Below are 12,489 nucleotides of genomic sequence, written 5' to 3'. Positions count from 1 at the left end.
GGCGCGCCAACCTCATATACGGCAGGCACATTATCGTTCTCCCAAAGCGGGGAGACACGACACGATATTTTTCTGGAAGGTTCTCCCATGCGCGCTGAAGCGCAGGCTCATATCGACTCGATCAAGGACGCGCTCGCGCTGCTCCGCCGGTTTCTCGACTGGGACCGCGCGCTGCGTCGGCTCGATGAACTCAACGCGCGCGTCGAGGACCAGGCGCTGTGGAACGATCCCAAGGCCGCGCAGGCGGTTATGCGCGAGCGGCGTCGTCTCGATGAGGCGATCACCGCAACGCGCGCGATTCAGAGCGAACTCGACGACACGGCAGAGTTGATCGAAATGGCCGAGGCCGAGGGCGATACCGAGATGGAGACCGACGGCCTTGCCGCGCTCGCCGATCTCGCGCGCCGCGCCGAAAGCGACAAGATCAAGGCGCTGCTGGCGGGTGAAGCCGATGGCAACGACACTTATATCGAGGTCAATGCCGGTGCAGGCGGGACCGAGAGCCAGGACTGGGCCGGGATGCTCAGCCGCATGTATTCGCGCTGGGGTGAGCGCCACGGCCTGAAGGTCGAGCTGATCGACCAGCATTCGGGCGAACAGGCCGGGATCAAGTCGGCGACGCTGCTGCTGAAGGGCGAGAACGCCTACGGCTATGCCAAGACCGAAAGCGGTGTTCACCGCCTGGTGCGCATCAGCCCGTATGACAGCGCCGCGCGCCGCCACACCTCGTTTGCCAGCGTTTGGGTGTACCCGGTCGTCGATGACAATATCGAGGTCGAATACAATGAGAGCGACCTGCGCATCGACACCTATCGCGCGTCGGGCGCGGGCGGGCAGCACATCAACACCACCGATTCGGCGGTGCGCATCACGCACATCCCGACTGGCATCGTCGTGCAATGCCAGAACCAGCGCAGCCAGCACAAGAACAAGGCCGAAGCCTATAACCAGCTCCGCGCGCGGCTGTACGAGCGCGAGCTCGCGATTCGCGAAGCCGCGGCCAATGCCGAAAATGCGGGCAAGACCGATATCGGCTGGGGCCACCAGATCCGGTCCTATGTCCTCCAGCCGTATCAGATGGTGAAGGACCTGCGCACCGGCGTGACCTCGTCAAGCCCGTCGGACGTGCTCGATGGCGATCTCGACGCGTTCATGGCCGCCGCGCTCTCACAGCGCGTGACGGGTGAGACGGTCGAGGTGGAGGACGTGGACTAGTGCGCGCCTTCTCTTTCTTTCCTTCCCCGGCGAAGGCCGGGGCCCAGTGGCGACGGTCGAGGGGAACGGGCGCTGAGCCTGTCCAAACTTCGCTGCGCTGCTGGGCCCCGGCCTTCACCGGGGAAGCGAGAAAGGGTAAAGTCGCACTGGCCATTATCCTGCTGCTCGCCGCGTGCGATGGCGGGCAGCCGCGCGTGCCCGATCATACGCAGGAGGCAGGCCCCTTCCCTGCTGCCGATCGCCCGGTTGCCAAGATCAGCTCGCCGCGCTGGTCGACCGAGGAGGATCGCGACCGGCTGAACGAGGCCGGCGAAGTGATGGCCAAGGCCGGGATCAAGCGCGGCATGACCGTCGCCGATATCGGTGCAGGCGAGGGCTATTACACGATCCGCGCCGCCAACCGCGTCGGTAAGACCGGGCGCGTACTCGCCGAGGACATCGTTGCCGACGTGCGCGATGCGCTGGCGGTGCGTGTGTCGCGCGAGCGGCTGGAGAATGTCAGCGTGCGTCTCGGCACGCCCAACGATCCGCGCTTGCCCGACGCCAGTTTCGATCGCGTGCTGATGGTGCATATGTACCACGAAATCGCGCAACCTTATGAGTTTCTGTGGCGGTTGCGCCCGTCGCTCAAGCATGATGGGTTGGTCATCGTCGTCGATGCCAACCGCTTGACGCAAAACCACGGCACCCCGCCCGCCTTGCTCAAATGCGAATTTGCTGCGGTCGGCTACACTCAGGTCGCACGCTACGACATGCCTTCGGCGGGTGGTTATCTCGCCGCGTTTCGCGCGGAGGGGCCACGGCCCGAACCAAGCGCGATCAAACCGTGCCGGGTTGCCTGATCCGCATCTGACGCGGCCATTCGCCCCTACCGCTGCCTCCGTCAGCGCGCTACACCCACTTTATGCAAGCCTATCTCGACCTGATGCAACGCGTGCTCGACCACGGCACGCCCCAGATGGACCGCACCGGCACCGGCACGCTGTCGGTGTTCGGCCACCAGATGCGCTTCGATCTCGGCAAGGGTTTTCCCCTGCTCACCACCAAAAAACTGCACGTGCGTTCAATCGTGATCGAATTGCTGTGGTTCTTGCGCGGCGACACCAATGTCGAGTGGCTCCGCGAACGCCGCGTGAGCATTTGGGACGAATGGGCCGATGAGAGCGGCGATCTTGGCCCGGTCTATGGCAAACAGTGGCGCGACTGGGAGACCACCGATGGCCGCCATATCGACCAGATCGCCGAATTGATCGACCAGATCAGGAACACCCCCGGTTCGCGCCGTCAGATCGTCAGTGCGTGGAATCCGGGCGACTTGCACGCGATGGCGCTCGCACCATGCCACTGCCTGTTCCAGACGCATGTCGCGAACGGCAAGCTGTCGCTGCAACTGTATCAACGCAGCGCCGACATCTTCCTGGGCGTACCCTTCAACATCGCGAGCTATGCACTGCTGACGATGCTCCTTGCCCAGCAATGCGATCTGGAGCCGGGCGAGTTCATCTGGACCGGCGGCGATTGCCACCTTTACGCCAACCATCTGGAGCAAGCGCGCGAGCAATTGACGCGGACGCCGGGTCCACTGCCGCGTCTGGAAATCCTGCGCAAGGCCGACGGAATCGATGGCTATGCCTATGAGGATTTCGTCCTGCACGATTACACAGCGCAACCGCATATCAAGGCGGCGGTGGCGGTGTGATTACGCTTATTCTGGCGCGGGCCGAAAACGGCGTCATCGGTCGCAACGGGAAATTGCCGTGGCACCTCCCCACCGACCTCAAGCGCTTCAAGGCGCTGACGATGGGCAAGCCGATGGTGATGGGCCGCAAGACGTTCGAGAGCTTTCCCGCGACCTTGCCGGGGCGTCGACATATCGTGCTGACGCGCGATGTTGGCTGGAGCGCGCCGGGGGCAGAGGTCGCGCACTCGGTCGACAGAGCGCTGGCGCTGGCCGGGGACGGCGACGTTGCGGTGATCGGCGGGGCGGAGGTGTTCGAACTTTTCCGCGATATTGCCGATCGCGCGGAAGTGACTGTTATTTGGCGGGCGTACCAAGGGGACGCTTTCTTTAGCTTGGACCAAGCCGATGATTGGGTCGAAGAAAACCGAGAGGACATTTCTGCTAGCGGCGATGCTCCTGCATTCACGTTCTTCACGCTGCGACGACCGGTGGGCTGGACTCCCTAACCGTCGCCCCGGCCTTGTGCCGGGGTCCACCGTGCCGCACACATCACGCGCGGGGATTGCGGCGCGGTGGATGCCGGAACAAGTCCGGCATGACGGAGGGTGATGAAGCGATGCGCAAAATCCTGCTGGGCGGCCTCGCCCTCATTCTCATTGCCGCGATCCTCTTCTTCACGCTCGCCCCCGGCATCGTCGAGCGCGGGATGAATCAGGTCGTCGCGATCCCGCTCAAGATCAGCCCGCGCGCCCGTGCGCTGCACGCGACGCTGCAAATCGCCGACATGCACGCCGACACCTTGCTGTGGCAGCGTAGCCTGCTCGACCGGTCGGAGCGCGGGCAAATCGATCTGCCACGCCTGCTGGCGGGCAATTATGCGCTGCAAGTGTTCTCCTCGGTGACCAAGACGCCCAAGGGCCAGAATTACGAGGCGAACCCATCCGATACCGACAATATCACCGCGCTCACCATCGCCGATCTGCAACCCCCACGTACCTGGGGCTCGCTGCTGCAACGTTCGCTCTGGCACGCGCAGAAGCTCGATCGCTACGCCGCCGCCTCGCGCGGACAGTTGCGGGTGATCCGCTCGCCCGCCGATCTCGACCGGCTGCTGGCGGATCGCACGGCCGGGCAAAAGGTCGTCGGCGGGATGCTCTCGATCGAAGGTTTGCAGGATCTTGAGGGCAAGCTGGCCAATCTCGATGTCCTGTATCGCGCCGGTTTCCGCATGGCGGGGCTCGCGCACTTTTTCGATAATGAAGTGGCGGGCTCGATGCACGGCGAAGCCAAAGGCGGGCTTACCCCACTCGGTCGCCAAGTGGTGCGGCGGATGGAGGCGCTCGGCATGGTCGTCGATGTCGCGCATTCCAGCCATGCGACGATTGCCGAGGTGCTGGCGATGGCGCAGCGCCCGATCGTCGCCAGCCACGGCGGCGTGCAGGCGACCTGCAAGGTCAACCGCAACCTGACCGATGACGAAATTCGCGGCATCGCCCGCACCGGCGGCGTGATCGGCATCGGCTATTGGGATGCCGCGATCTGCTCGACAACGCCCGCCGCCGCTGCCGCCGCAATCGCGCATGTGCGCGATGTCGTGGGGATCGACCATGTCGGGCTCGGATCGGATTTCGATGGCGCGGTGACCACAGGTTTCGACGCCAGCCAATTGGCCGCCGTGACGCAGGCGCTGATCGATCGCGGCTTCAGCGACACCGACATCGCCAAGGTGATGGGTGGCAACGTTCTGCGCGTCCTGAAGGCCGGGATCGCCCCTAGCGCCGCCGCAAAGCGGGCCGTATAGCGCGCGGATGCAGCGGCTCGACGGCGGCTCGGTGGTTCCCGCGGCCTTGCGCGCGGGCATCGTCGCGCTTGGCAATTTCGATGGATTTCACCTTGGCCACCAGGCGGTGGTGGGTCGCGCGGTGGAGCGCGCGCGCGCCGAGGGACGCCCGGCATTGGTCGCCACCTTCGATCCGCATCCCGTGCGCCATTTCCGCCCCGACACCGCCCCCTTCCGCCTGACCACGCTCGACCAACGCGAGCGGCTCTTCGCCGAAGCCGGGGCCGATGCGATGGTCGTCTTCCGGTTCGATGCGGCGCTCGCCGCGCTGAGCGCGCTCGAGTTCGTCGGCGACCGGTTGCTCGACAAGATCGGTATTGGCGGCGTCGTAACGGGCGAGGACTTCACCTTCGGCAAGGCCAAGAGCGGGACAGTGGAGGTGCTGGCCAATCTCGGTCGCAAGAACGGCTTTTCGGTCGATACCGTCGGCCCGGTCCTGCGCGACGGAGAGCCCGTCTCCTCCAGCCGAATCCGCACCCGGCTCGAGGCGGGCGACCCGCGCGGCGCGGCGCGGCTGCTGACGCGCCCATTCGCGGTAGCGGGCACGGTGCAGCATGGCGACAAGCTCGGCCGCACGATTGGTTATCCCACCGCCAATCTCGACATGGGCAGCTATTTGCGCCCGGCCTATGGAATCTACGCGGTGCGCGGGCGCTTACCCGACGGGCGCGTGCTCGATGGCGCAGCCAATCTCGGCATTCGCCCGAGTTTCGATCCACCCAAGGAATTGCTGGAGCCGTTCTTCTTCGATTTTTCCGAAAATCTGTATGGCCAGACGATCGAAGTCGCGCTTATCGAGTATCTGCGGCCCGAAGCAAAATTCGACACGCTCGACGCGCTCACGGCGCAGATGGAGCAGGATTGTGCGCAGGCGCGCGCCATCCTGGCAGCGGAACCACGCTAGAGCGCGAAACGCAAAAGGGGCCGGCATCGCTGCCGACCCCCTGTCGCCTCACCCGAATGCACTCGACACTGCCCCGCAGGGAAGCGCCCGCGCCGTCCAGCCGTGGCGGCTCGCCCCGACCGCGCCCAAAGGACACGACCGACGCGTTTCGGCGATCTTCCGACCGCAGCACTCTCCTCGTGGAAGAAGCGTTCCGATCGTCCATCACCCATGTCCTGCCCCTTCGTCGCGGAACAACCGGGCCAGAACATCTCTGGAAGGGCGCCTCGCAACCACCGGTCGAATACCTTGCTCGCACAAAGCCCACCCGATGATCCTTGCCATCCCTCCGCTACCGATCGATCGCAGGTTTCCGTGAGGCACCATACCATCTCTTGCAGCATAAGCAGTTGATGTATCTTCAGTTTCCCGAATTTTCACCCGCTGCTTACAGATGTGATGCTGTCATGATCGGCGAGTCGCACCAAGCCGAAAATACCGAATCGTGCCTGTGGATAATGTGGATAACGGGGATAGACTTTCGCGCCCGGCATCTCCCGCCCGTTCGACCGATCCTTACCTGAACATGCGGTTGTTTCAGGTTCATGAAACTTAAGTAGAATCGAGATCGTTACGTCTTCGAGATTGATTCAAAGCAAGTCGTAACCTCACGGGAGAATTGTCATGCGTACCTTCATCCTCGCGCTCAGCGCCGCCGCTGTCGTCATCCCCGCTACGATGGCGGTCCCCATCAGCCAGGCCGAAGCGCGCAAGCGCCATTATTATCAGCCGCGCGAATATCAGGGTCGCGATGGACGCCGCTATTGCCGCCATTCCGACGGAACGACCGGGCTGATCGTCGGTGGCGTCGGCGGCGCGTTGCTCGGCAATTCGATTGCGGGGCATGGCGACAAGACGCTCGGCACGGTGCTTGGCGGTGTCGCCGGAGCGTTTGGCGGCCGTGCCATCGATCGCGCCAGCACCGCCGATCGTCGCTGCAACTAAGCAGCGTTAAACAGCAGTACTATATCAGGCGCGGACCCATCACGGTCCGTGCCTTTTTTCGTGAAAAATGGCGGTAGCGACACGCGGCGCATCGGCCATGTTGGTCGCCACACGCGGCTTGCGGGTGTGTGAACGCATTGTAGTTTTACATTCACGCAACCTCGCGCGTGGCCGTGGGTTCTGTTGGTGATCCACCACGGATTACCCAAGGAGCATTTCCCATGCGCACGTTTTTTCTCGCCGCCGCAATGGCCGCGACCACGCTGACCGCCATTCCGGCCGTCGCCCAGGACTATCGGGGCGACCGCCAGGACCAGCGTCGCGATGACCGAGCCGAGCGCCGCGACCATCGGGATGACCGCCGAGATGACCGTCGCGACTACCGGCAAAATGCGGGCCAGCGCAATTGGCAGCAATATCGCGGCTATGACTATAATCGCTACGAGCCCGGCCAGCGCACCTATTATGCCGACCGTTATTATCGCGATGGCCGTTATTACCAGCCGCGCCGCCTCGGCCGCAACGACCGCATCTATCGCGGCAGCGACAACCGTTATTATTGCCGCCGCAGCGATGGCACCACCGGGCTCATCATCGGCGGCCTGACCGGCGGTTTGCTCGGCAATACGCTGGCGGGTGGCGGCTCGCGCACGCTCGGCACTTTGCTCGGCGGCGGTGCGGGCGCGTTGCTCGGCCAGTCGATCGATCGCGGCAAGGTCATCTGCCGCTAATGCCTGGTTAAGGGCGGAACGGAGGGCCCGGCGCGCAAGCGTCGGGCCGTTTGCCGTTACAGCAGGCCGCCGCCCAGGATCAGGCGAACCACCGCGACCACGATAACGAAAATATTGAAATTACGACCGGTCTTGTGCCCCGACAAAATGCCGATCGCCGCGCCGACCACGGCAATCGGTATCGCGAGATAGTTGGCGATCCCGAAAAACGGCACCAGGCCAACCAGGGCCACCGGCAATGCCAGCAGGCCCACCAGAATCGAGAGGAGATTGACGACCAAGCCCATGCGCGGACCATGACCTTCCCCGTCGCGGCGCGCAACCGGTGATGGTGTCGCGATTGCCATACCCAACGTTTTTTTAACCGAACCCGGTGCAAGAGCGCAGACTGTTATTGGAGCTTTCCATCGATGGTCCGCAACCGCCTCCGCATTCTGAGCGTCGTGGCTTTGCCGCTCGCTCTGCTCGCGTGCGGCACGCGCGAGGAAGACCGCAATCTCGATTCGCTCGATAACGAACTGGTCGAGGCGGGTTCGGGCAGCGCCAATGCCAGCGACCCGGCGATGACCGCGGCGCTGCACGATCAGATCATGGTCGATCCCGCGCTTGCGCAACATGCCAATGCCGACAGCGTGCGCCCGCCGGCGCAGCCTTATTCGGGCGGGGTGCCGCCAACCGGCATCGCGCAGCCACCGGGCAGCACGCCCGGCACCGCCGGAGCCTCCACCAGCGAAACGATCAAATCCACACCGGCCCCGGGCGCGGATTGCCCCGCCTGCACTGCGGCGCGCGAATCGCTGACGCTGGGGGCGCTCGCCTCGCGCCAGAAGGACCGCCGTACCAGCGCCTGTGCGGGCGCGATGCGCTATTCGGCGAGCTGGGCCGATCGCCTGCCGGTGGACGTTCCGCTTTACCCTGGCGCACGCGTGATCGAAGCGGCGGGCGCAAACACCAATGCCTGCGCGCTGCGCGCGGTCAGCTTTTCAACCAATGCGCGGCTGCAAACCGTGGTCGATTGGTATTATACCCGCGTCACCAACACCGGCTTCACTGCCGAACATCAGTCGGACGGCACCCAGCATACGCTCGGCGGTACGCGCGACCGGGATGGCGGGGCCTATGTGCTGTTCCTCAGCCCGCGCCGCGATGGCGGCACCGATGTCGATTTGATCGCCAATAACGGCAATTAAGCCGCCTTTACGCAGCGTGAAACGATCGCCACGCCACCGCCAATCCATCCCCCGCGCGGCATCGCTGGGGAAAAGGTTCATTTTTGTGTCAATCCGCGCTAACGCACCCCCATGTACCAACTTATCCTCGTCATGGCGGGCGGCGCGCTCGGGTCTGCCGCGCGCTTTCTCGTCGGGCGCGCCACGCTCGCCGGGTTCGGCCCCAATTTTCCTTATGGCACGCTGACGGTCAATCTGGTCGGCGGGCTGGCAATGGGGGTGCTCGCGGGCCTTCTCGCGCGCCACACCAATGGCGAGGCGTGGCGCTTGCTGCTCGGCGTCGGCGTGCTGGGCGGGTTCACCACCTTCTCGTCCTTCTCGCTCGATACCATCGCGCTGATCGAGCGCGGTAGTGTCGGAACCGCTTTGGGCTATGTGCTGGTCTCGGTAATCGGTTCGATCCTTGCCGTGTTCGTCGGCCTCACCAGCGTGCGGGTGGCGGCATGAGCGACGGCCCCACCAAAGCAACCTCCGACGTCCGTCAGTTCACTGTCGGCGTGGATGATGACGGCATCCGGCTCGACCGCTGGTTCAAGCGGCATTTGCCCGACACCAGCTACACCACCGTCGCCAAATGGGCACGCACCGGGCAACTCCGCGTCGACGGCGCGCGCGCCAAGCCCGGCGATCATGTCACCACCGGCCAATCGATCCGCGTACCGCCTGCGGAACCGGTCCGGGTCGATGCCCCGGTCAAGCGCGAACGACCGCCGCTCAGCGACGATGAAATCACCTTCGCGCGCGAGATGGTCATCCACCGCGATGCGCAGGCGATCGTGCTCAACAAGCCGCCCGGTCTTGCCACCCAAGGCGGCACCAAGACGATCGAGCATGTCGATGGCCTGCTCGATGCCTTGCAGGATGATCTGGAAGGTCGCCCCAAGCTGGTCCACCGGCTCGACAAGGATACGTCTGGCGCGTTGCTGATCGCGCGGACGGCGCGCGCGGCTGCCTATTTCTCCAAGTCCTTCTCCTCGCGCACCGCGCGCAAAACCTATTGGGCGCTGGTCGTCGGCGTGCCGTCGATCGAGGACGGGATGATCGAACTGCCGATCGCCAAACAGCCTGGCTCGGGCGGCGAAAAGATGCACGTCGATGAGAAGGAAGGCAGCCCGGCACGGACGCGTTACCGCGTCATCGAAATGGCGGGCACCACCACCGCCTGGCTTGAGCTGATCCCCTATACCGGTCGCACGCATCAGTTACGCGTACATCTGGCGGCGATCGGCCATCCCATTGTCGGCGACGGCAAATATGGCGGGCAGACCGCGTTCCTGACCGGCAATATCTCGCGCAAAATGCACCTGCATTCCAGGCGGATCCGCATCGACCATCCCGATGGCGGCGCGATCGATGTGCAGGCCGAATTGCCGACGCACTTCGCCGAGAGCCTCAAGCAGCTCGGTTTCGACGAGATGCTCGGCAACACAATGCCGCTCGAATCGCCGCCGCCGCCAAGCCGCGCGGTCAAGAAACAACAGGCGCGCCAGCACGCCAAGACCGTCCGCAAGGACCGCAAGGGCGAACGGCGGCGTCGGGGCGCGGCGTCTTGAGCGCCACACGCCTCGCGCTCTTCGATTGTGACGGCACGCTGGTCGACAGTCAGGACAATATTTGTCGGTCGGTCGAGCAAGCCTTTGCGGCGGCGAAGCTCGCCCCGCCCGAGCGGCCCACGATTCGGCGAATCGTCGGGCTGAGCCTGGTCGAGGCGATGCGGCATTTGCTGCCCGAAGGCGAGGATGCGCTGCACCAGAGCCTCGCCGCCGACTATAAAGCCGCCTTCTTCAAGATGCGGACAGCGGGCGCGATGACCGAGGAGCCGCTGTACGACGGGATTGTCGAGGTACTCGATCTGTTGCGCGGCGATGGCTGGATGCTGGGCGTTGCCACTGGCAAATCCGATCGCGGGCTTGCCCATATCCTCGCCCATCACGGCATTGCCGACCGATTCGTGACGTTGCAGACCGCCGATCGCCACCCGTCAAAGCCACATCCGTCCATGATTGAGACAGCGATGGCCGATTCGGGCGCAATCCCCGAAACAACGGTGATGATCGGCGATACGAGCTATGACATTCTCATGGCGCGCGCGGCGGGGGCACGCGCGCTCGGCGTCGCCTGGGGCTATCACCCTGTGGACGAGCTGACGGCTGCGGGCGCGCATGCCATCGCATCGACGGTGGCGGCGCTGCCCCGGCTAGTTACTTTTCAGGAGACGCAGCGGTGACCGATCCTGATGCGACCGTCCGCAACCGCTATCTCGCAATCACCGCAACGCGCATCGGCGGGTCGGCCGGGGCCTTGCTTGGCCTGGTGCTGATCGCGCGCGCCGATGCGCCAATCCCGAAGATCATCGGCACCGCGCTGGTGCTGTCGGCGCTGCTGATGATCGCCATCGTCCCGCGCGCGCTGGCCAAACGCTGGCGCTCGCCGCCCGCGCAATAGCGGTTGGAGCCAAACCGGTTGCGTTCGACACAGCGCGAAGCCGCTGTATGGAGAACAGCATGAAACGCTTCTGGACCGACGTTACGCTCGATCAAAATCGCATCGTCCATCTCGATGGTAAGCCCGTGCGCACCCCCGGGCGTGTGCCGCTGGCGGTGCCGACGCTGGCGCTGGCCGAAGCGATTGCCGCCGAGTGGCGCGATGTGGAAGGGGAGATCAACCCGCTCGCAATGCCGTTGACCGGCCTTGCCAATGCCGCGATCGACCGGGTCGGCCCTGATCCTGCGCTGTTCGCGCGTGGCCTCGCCACTTATGCGGAGAGTGACCTGCTTTGTTACCGCACGGATTCGCCCGACGATCTCGTCGCCCGGCAAGCCGCACTGTGGGATCCGCTGCTCGACTGGGCGCGGAGACGCTATGACGTGCAAATCGAGGTCGCCACCGGCATCCTCCACCGCGCGCAACCCGCCGCCACGCTTACGCGACTGGGGTCTGCGATTGCCGCACGCGACGCGTTCGCGCTCGCCGCCCTTTCGCCGATCGTCACCATTGGCGGATCGCTGATCGCGGCGCTGGCACTCGCGGAGGGCGCGGCGAGTGCCGAACAGGTGTGGGACGCTGTTACGCTCGATGAAGAGTATCAGGCCGAACGTTGGGGCCGCGATCCGCTCGCCGCCGCCGGAATCGCAGCACGGCGTCGCGATTTCGGCGCCGGCGTGCGCTTCTTAACGCTCGGGCAGGCGGCGGATGAAGCCGATCATCCCGCGCTGGCGTGAGCGCTTGAGCCGCTCGGCGGTCAGGATCGTCTGCACGCAGTCATAACAATCGTCGAGATCGTCATTGACCAGCACGTAATCATAGCCGTCCCAATGGCTCACCTCGGCGAGCGCGCGGTCCATGCGCCGGTCGATCACGTCCTGCGTGTCGGTGGCGCGCTTTTCGAGCCGTTCGCGCAACGTCTTGAGGCCTGGCGGCAAGATAAACACGCGCACGACATCGCCGCCCGCCAATTGGAAAAGCTGCTGCGCGCCCTGCCAATCGATGTCGAACAGAATGTCCTGGCCGTGTTCCAGATCCTTGAACACGGTGTCGCGCGGCGTGCCGTAGCGTTCGTCGAACACGCGCGCCCATTCGAGGAACTGGTCGTCCTCCGCCATCGCGCGGAAGGTTTCCTTGTCGACGAAGTGATAATCCTTGCCCTCAACCTCGCCCTTACGCGGCGCGCGGGTGGTGTAAGACACTGACATTTTGAGCTTGTTGCGCTCTTCCTTCAGCAACCGGTTGGCGATGGTCGACTTGCCTGCCCCCGAGGGAGAGGACAACACGAACATCAGCCCGCGGCGTTTGAAGTTCTTGGGTTGAGAAGCGCGATGGTCGACCATGCGCGCCTTTGGCGCGGGCGTGACCCTCTCGTCAAGGCGTGGCGTCGCCGATCAGCGTTCGCGCGCGCTCGGGCCGAA

16 protein-coding genes are annotated in these 12,489 nt (G+C 64.6%); 14 read left to right on the top strand and 2 right to left on the bottom strand.

The annotated features are described in order from the left end of the window. The first annotated feature begins 87 nt into the window (after positions 1-87). The 8 genes from prfB to WC704_RS08110 all read left to right on the top strand — a co-directional run bounded on the left by prfB (position 88) and on the right by WC704_RS08110 (position 7,355). Complete coding sequence (prfB, locus tag WC704_RS08145; protein WP_372889411.1) at positions 88-1,215, top strand: peptide chain release factor 2; 1,128 nt, start codon at positions 88-90, stop codon at positions 1,213-1,215. 146 nt (positions 1,216-1,361) lie between these two features. Then, positions 1,362-2,057 carry a class I SAM-dependent methyltransferase gene (locus WC704_RS08140; RefSeq protein ID WP_372889552.1) on the top strand — a complete coding sequence of 232 codons (696 nt, stop codon included), beginning with the start codon at positions 1,362-1,364 and terminating at the stop codon, positions 2,055-2,057. 62 nt (positions 2,058-2,119) lie between these two features. Beyond that, complete coding sequence (locus WC704_RS08135; protein WP_372889410.1) at positions 2,120-2,914, top strand: thymidylate synthase; 795 nt, start codon at positions 2,120-2,122, stop codon at positions 2,912-2,914. Next, entirely contained in the window at positions 2,911-3,402 is a 492-nt protein-coding gene (locus WC704_RS08130) for a dihydrofolate reductase (RefSeq protein WP_372889409.1), read from the top strand. The genes WC704_RS08135 and WC704_RS08130 overlap by 4 nt, the downstream gene beginning before the upstream one ends. 110 nt (positions 3,403-3,512) lie before the next feature. Continuing rightward, on the top strand, positions 3,513-4,697 hold the full coding sequence (locus WC704_RS08125; protein WP_372889551.1) for a dipeptidase: 1,185 nt from the start codon (positions 3,513-3,515) through the stop codon (positions 4,695-4,697). Positions 4,698-4,704: 7 nt separating this feature from the next. Beyond that, the gene (locus tag WC704_RS08120; RefSeq protein ID WP_372889408.1) at positions 4,705-5,640 is read left to right on the top strand and encodes a bifunctional riboflavin kinase/FAD synthetase; all 936 of its coding nucleotides are present in this window, start codon (positions 4,705-4,707) and stop codon (positions 5,638-5,640) included. A 663-nt stretch (positions 5,641-6,303) separates the two neighbouring features. After that, positions 6,304-6,624, top strand: a complete 321-nt coding sequence (locus tag WC704_RS08115) for a glycine zipper 2TM domain-containing protein (protein ID WP_372889407.1) — start codon at positions 6,304-6,306, stop codon at positions 6,622-6,624. A gap of 221 nt (positions 6,625-6,845) precedes the next feature. Beyond that, positions 6,846-7,355, top strand: a complete 510-nt coding sequence (locus tag WC704_RS08110; RefSeq protein ID WP_372889406.1) for a glycine zipper 2TM domain-containing protein — start codon at positions 6,846-6,848, stop codon at positions 7,353-7,355. Between the two features lie 56 nt (positions 7,356-7,411). Here the strand turns inward: WC704_RS08110 and WC704_RS08105 are convergent, their stop codons facing one another. After that, positions 7,412-7,702 carry a hypothetical protein gene (locus WC704_RS08105; RefSeq protein ID WP_372889405.1) on the bottom strand — a complete coding sequence of 97 codons (291 nt, stop codon included), beginning with the start codon at positions 7,700-7,702 and terminating at the stop codon, positions 7,412-7,414. Positions 7,703-7,765: 63 nt separating this feature from the next. On the opposite strand from WC704_RS08105, the gene WC704_RS08100 reads away from it, so the two are divergent. The 6 genes from WC704_RS08100 (at position 7,766) to WC704_RS08075 (ending at position 11,805) form a co-directional block, all read left to right on the top strand. Beyond that, entirely contained in the window at positions 7,766-8,545 is a 780-nt protein-coding gene (locus WC704_RS08100) for a hypothetical protein (protein WP_372889404.1), read from the top strand. A 111-nt stretch (positions 8,546-8,656) separates the two neighbouring features. Further along, positions 8,657-9,031 carry a fluoride efflux transporter CrcB gene (gene crcB, locus WC704_RS08095; RefSeq protein ID WP_372889403.1) on the top strand — a complete coding sequence of 125 codons (375 nt, stop codon included), beginning with the start codon at positions 8,657-8,659 and terminating at the stop codon, positions 9,029-9,031. Next, a complete protein-coding gene (locus tag WC704_RS08090; RefSeq protein WP_372889402.1) occupies positions 9,028-10,137 on the top strand; it encodes an RluA family pseudouridine synthase in 1,110 nt (369 codons plus the stop codon). The genes crcB and WC704_RS08090 overlap by 4 nt, the downstream gene beginning before the upstream one ends. Further along, positions 10,134-10,811: an HAD-IA family hydrolase gene (locus WC704_RS08085; protein ID WP_372889401.1), complete on the top strand. Its 678-nt coding sequence runs from the start codon at positions 10,134-10,136 to the stop codon at positions 10,809-10,811. The genes WC704_RS08090 and WC704_RS08085 overlap by 4 nt, the downstream gene beginning before the upstream one ends. Continuing rightward, a complete protein-coding gene (locus tag WC704_RS08080; protein WP_372889400.1) occupies positions 10,808-11,029 on the top strand; it encodes a hypothetical protein in 222 nt (73 codons plus the stop codon). The genes WC704_RS08085 and WC704_RS08080 overlap by 4 nt, the downstream gene beginning before the upstream one ends. A 59-nt stretch (positions 11,030-11,088) precedes the next feature. Further along, positions 11,089-11,805 carry an ATP12 family protein gene (locus tag WC704_RS08075; RefSeq protein ID WP_372889399.1) on the top strand — a complete coding sequence of 239 codons (717 nt, stop codon included), beginning with the start codon at positions 11,089-11,091 and terminating at the stop codon, positions 11,803-11,805. Here the strand turns inward: WC704_RS08075 and gmk are convergent. After that, positions 11,755-12,411, bottom strand: a complete 657-nt coding sequence (gene gmk, locus WC704_RS08070) for a guanylate kinase (RefSeq protein ID WP_341204673.1) — start codon at positions 12,409-12,411, stop codon at positions 11,755-11,757. The two genes, WC704_RS08075 and gmk, sit on opposite strands and share 51 nt — an antisense overlap. Between the last annotated feature and the right edge of the window lie 78 nt (positions 12,412-12,489).

This window comes from Sphingomonas sp. (assembly GCF_041661885.1).
Lineage (GTDB): Bacteria > Pseudomonadota > Alphaproteobacteria > Sphingomonadales > Sphingomonadaceae > Sphingomonas.
This window is presented reverse-complemented; position numbering and strand designations above follow the sequence as displayed.

Excerpts from the sequence above, each read along its gene's own strand:
- prfB (WP_372889411.1), top strand. The coding sequence starts at position 88 with ATGCGCGCTGAAGCGCAGGCTCATATCGACTCGATCAAGGACGCGCTC.
- WC704_RS08135 (WP_372889410.1), top strand. The coding sequence starts at position 2,120 with ATGCAAGCCTATCTCGACCTGATGCAACGCGTGCTCGACCACGGCACG.
- WC704_RS08125 (WP_372889551.1), top strand. The coding sequence starts at position 3,513 with ATGCGCAAAATCCTGCTGGGCGGCCTCGCCCTCATTCTCATTGCCGCG.
- WC704_RS08120 (WP_372889408.1), top strand. The coding sequence starts at position 4,705 with ATGCAGCGGCTCGACGGCGGCTCGGTGGTTCCCGCGGCCTTGCGCGCG.
- WC704_RS08115 (WP_372889407.1), top strand. The coding sequence starts at position 6,304 with ATGCGTACCTTCATCCTCGCGCTCAGCGCCGCCGCTGTCGTCATCCCC.
- WC704_RS08110 (WP_372889406.1), top strand. The coding sequence starts at position 6,846 with ATGCGCACGTTTTTTCTCGCCGCCGCAATGGCCGCGACCACGCTGACC.
- WC704_RS08105 (WP_372889405.1), bottom strand. The coding sequence starts at position 7,702 with ATGGCAATCGCGACACCATCACCGGTTGCGCGCCGCGACGGGGAAGGT.
- WC704_RS08100 (WP_372889404.1), top strand. The coding sequence starts at position 7,766 with ATGGTCCGCAACCGCCTCCGCATTCTGAGCGTCGTGGCTTTGCCGCTC.
- crcB (WP_372889403.1), top strand. The coding sequence starts at position 8,657 with ATGTACCAACTTATCCTCGTCATGGCGGGCGGCGCGCTCGGGTCTGCC.
- WC704_RS08090 (WP_372889402.1), top strand. The coding sequence starts at position 9,028 with ATGAGCGACGGCCCCACCAAAGCAACCTCCGACGTCCGTCAGTTCACT.
- WC704_RS08075 (WP_372889399.1), top strand. The coding sequence starts at position 11,089 with ATGAAACGCTTCTGGACCGACGTTACGCTCGATCAAAATCGCATCGTC.
- gmk (WP_341204673.1), bottom strand. The coding sequence starts at position 12,411 with ATGGTCGACCATCGCGCTTCTCAACCCAAGAACTTCAAACGCCGCGGG.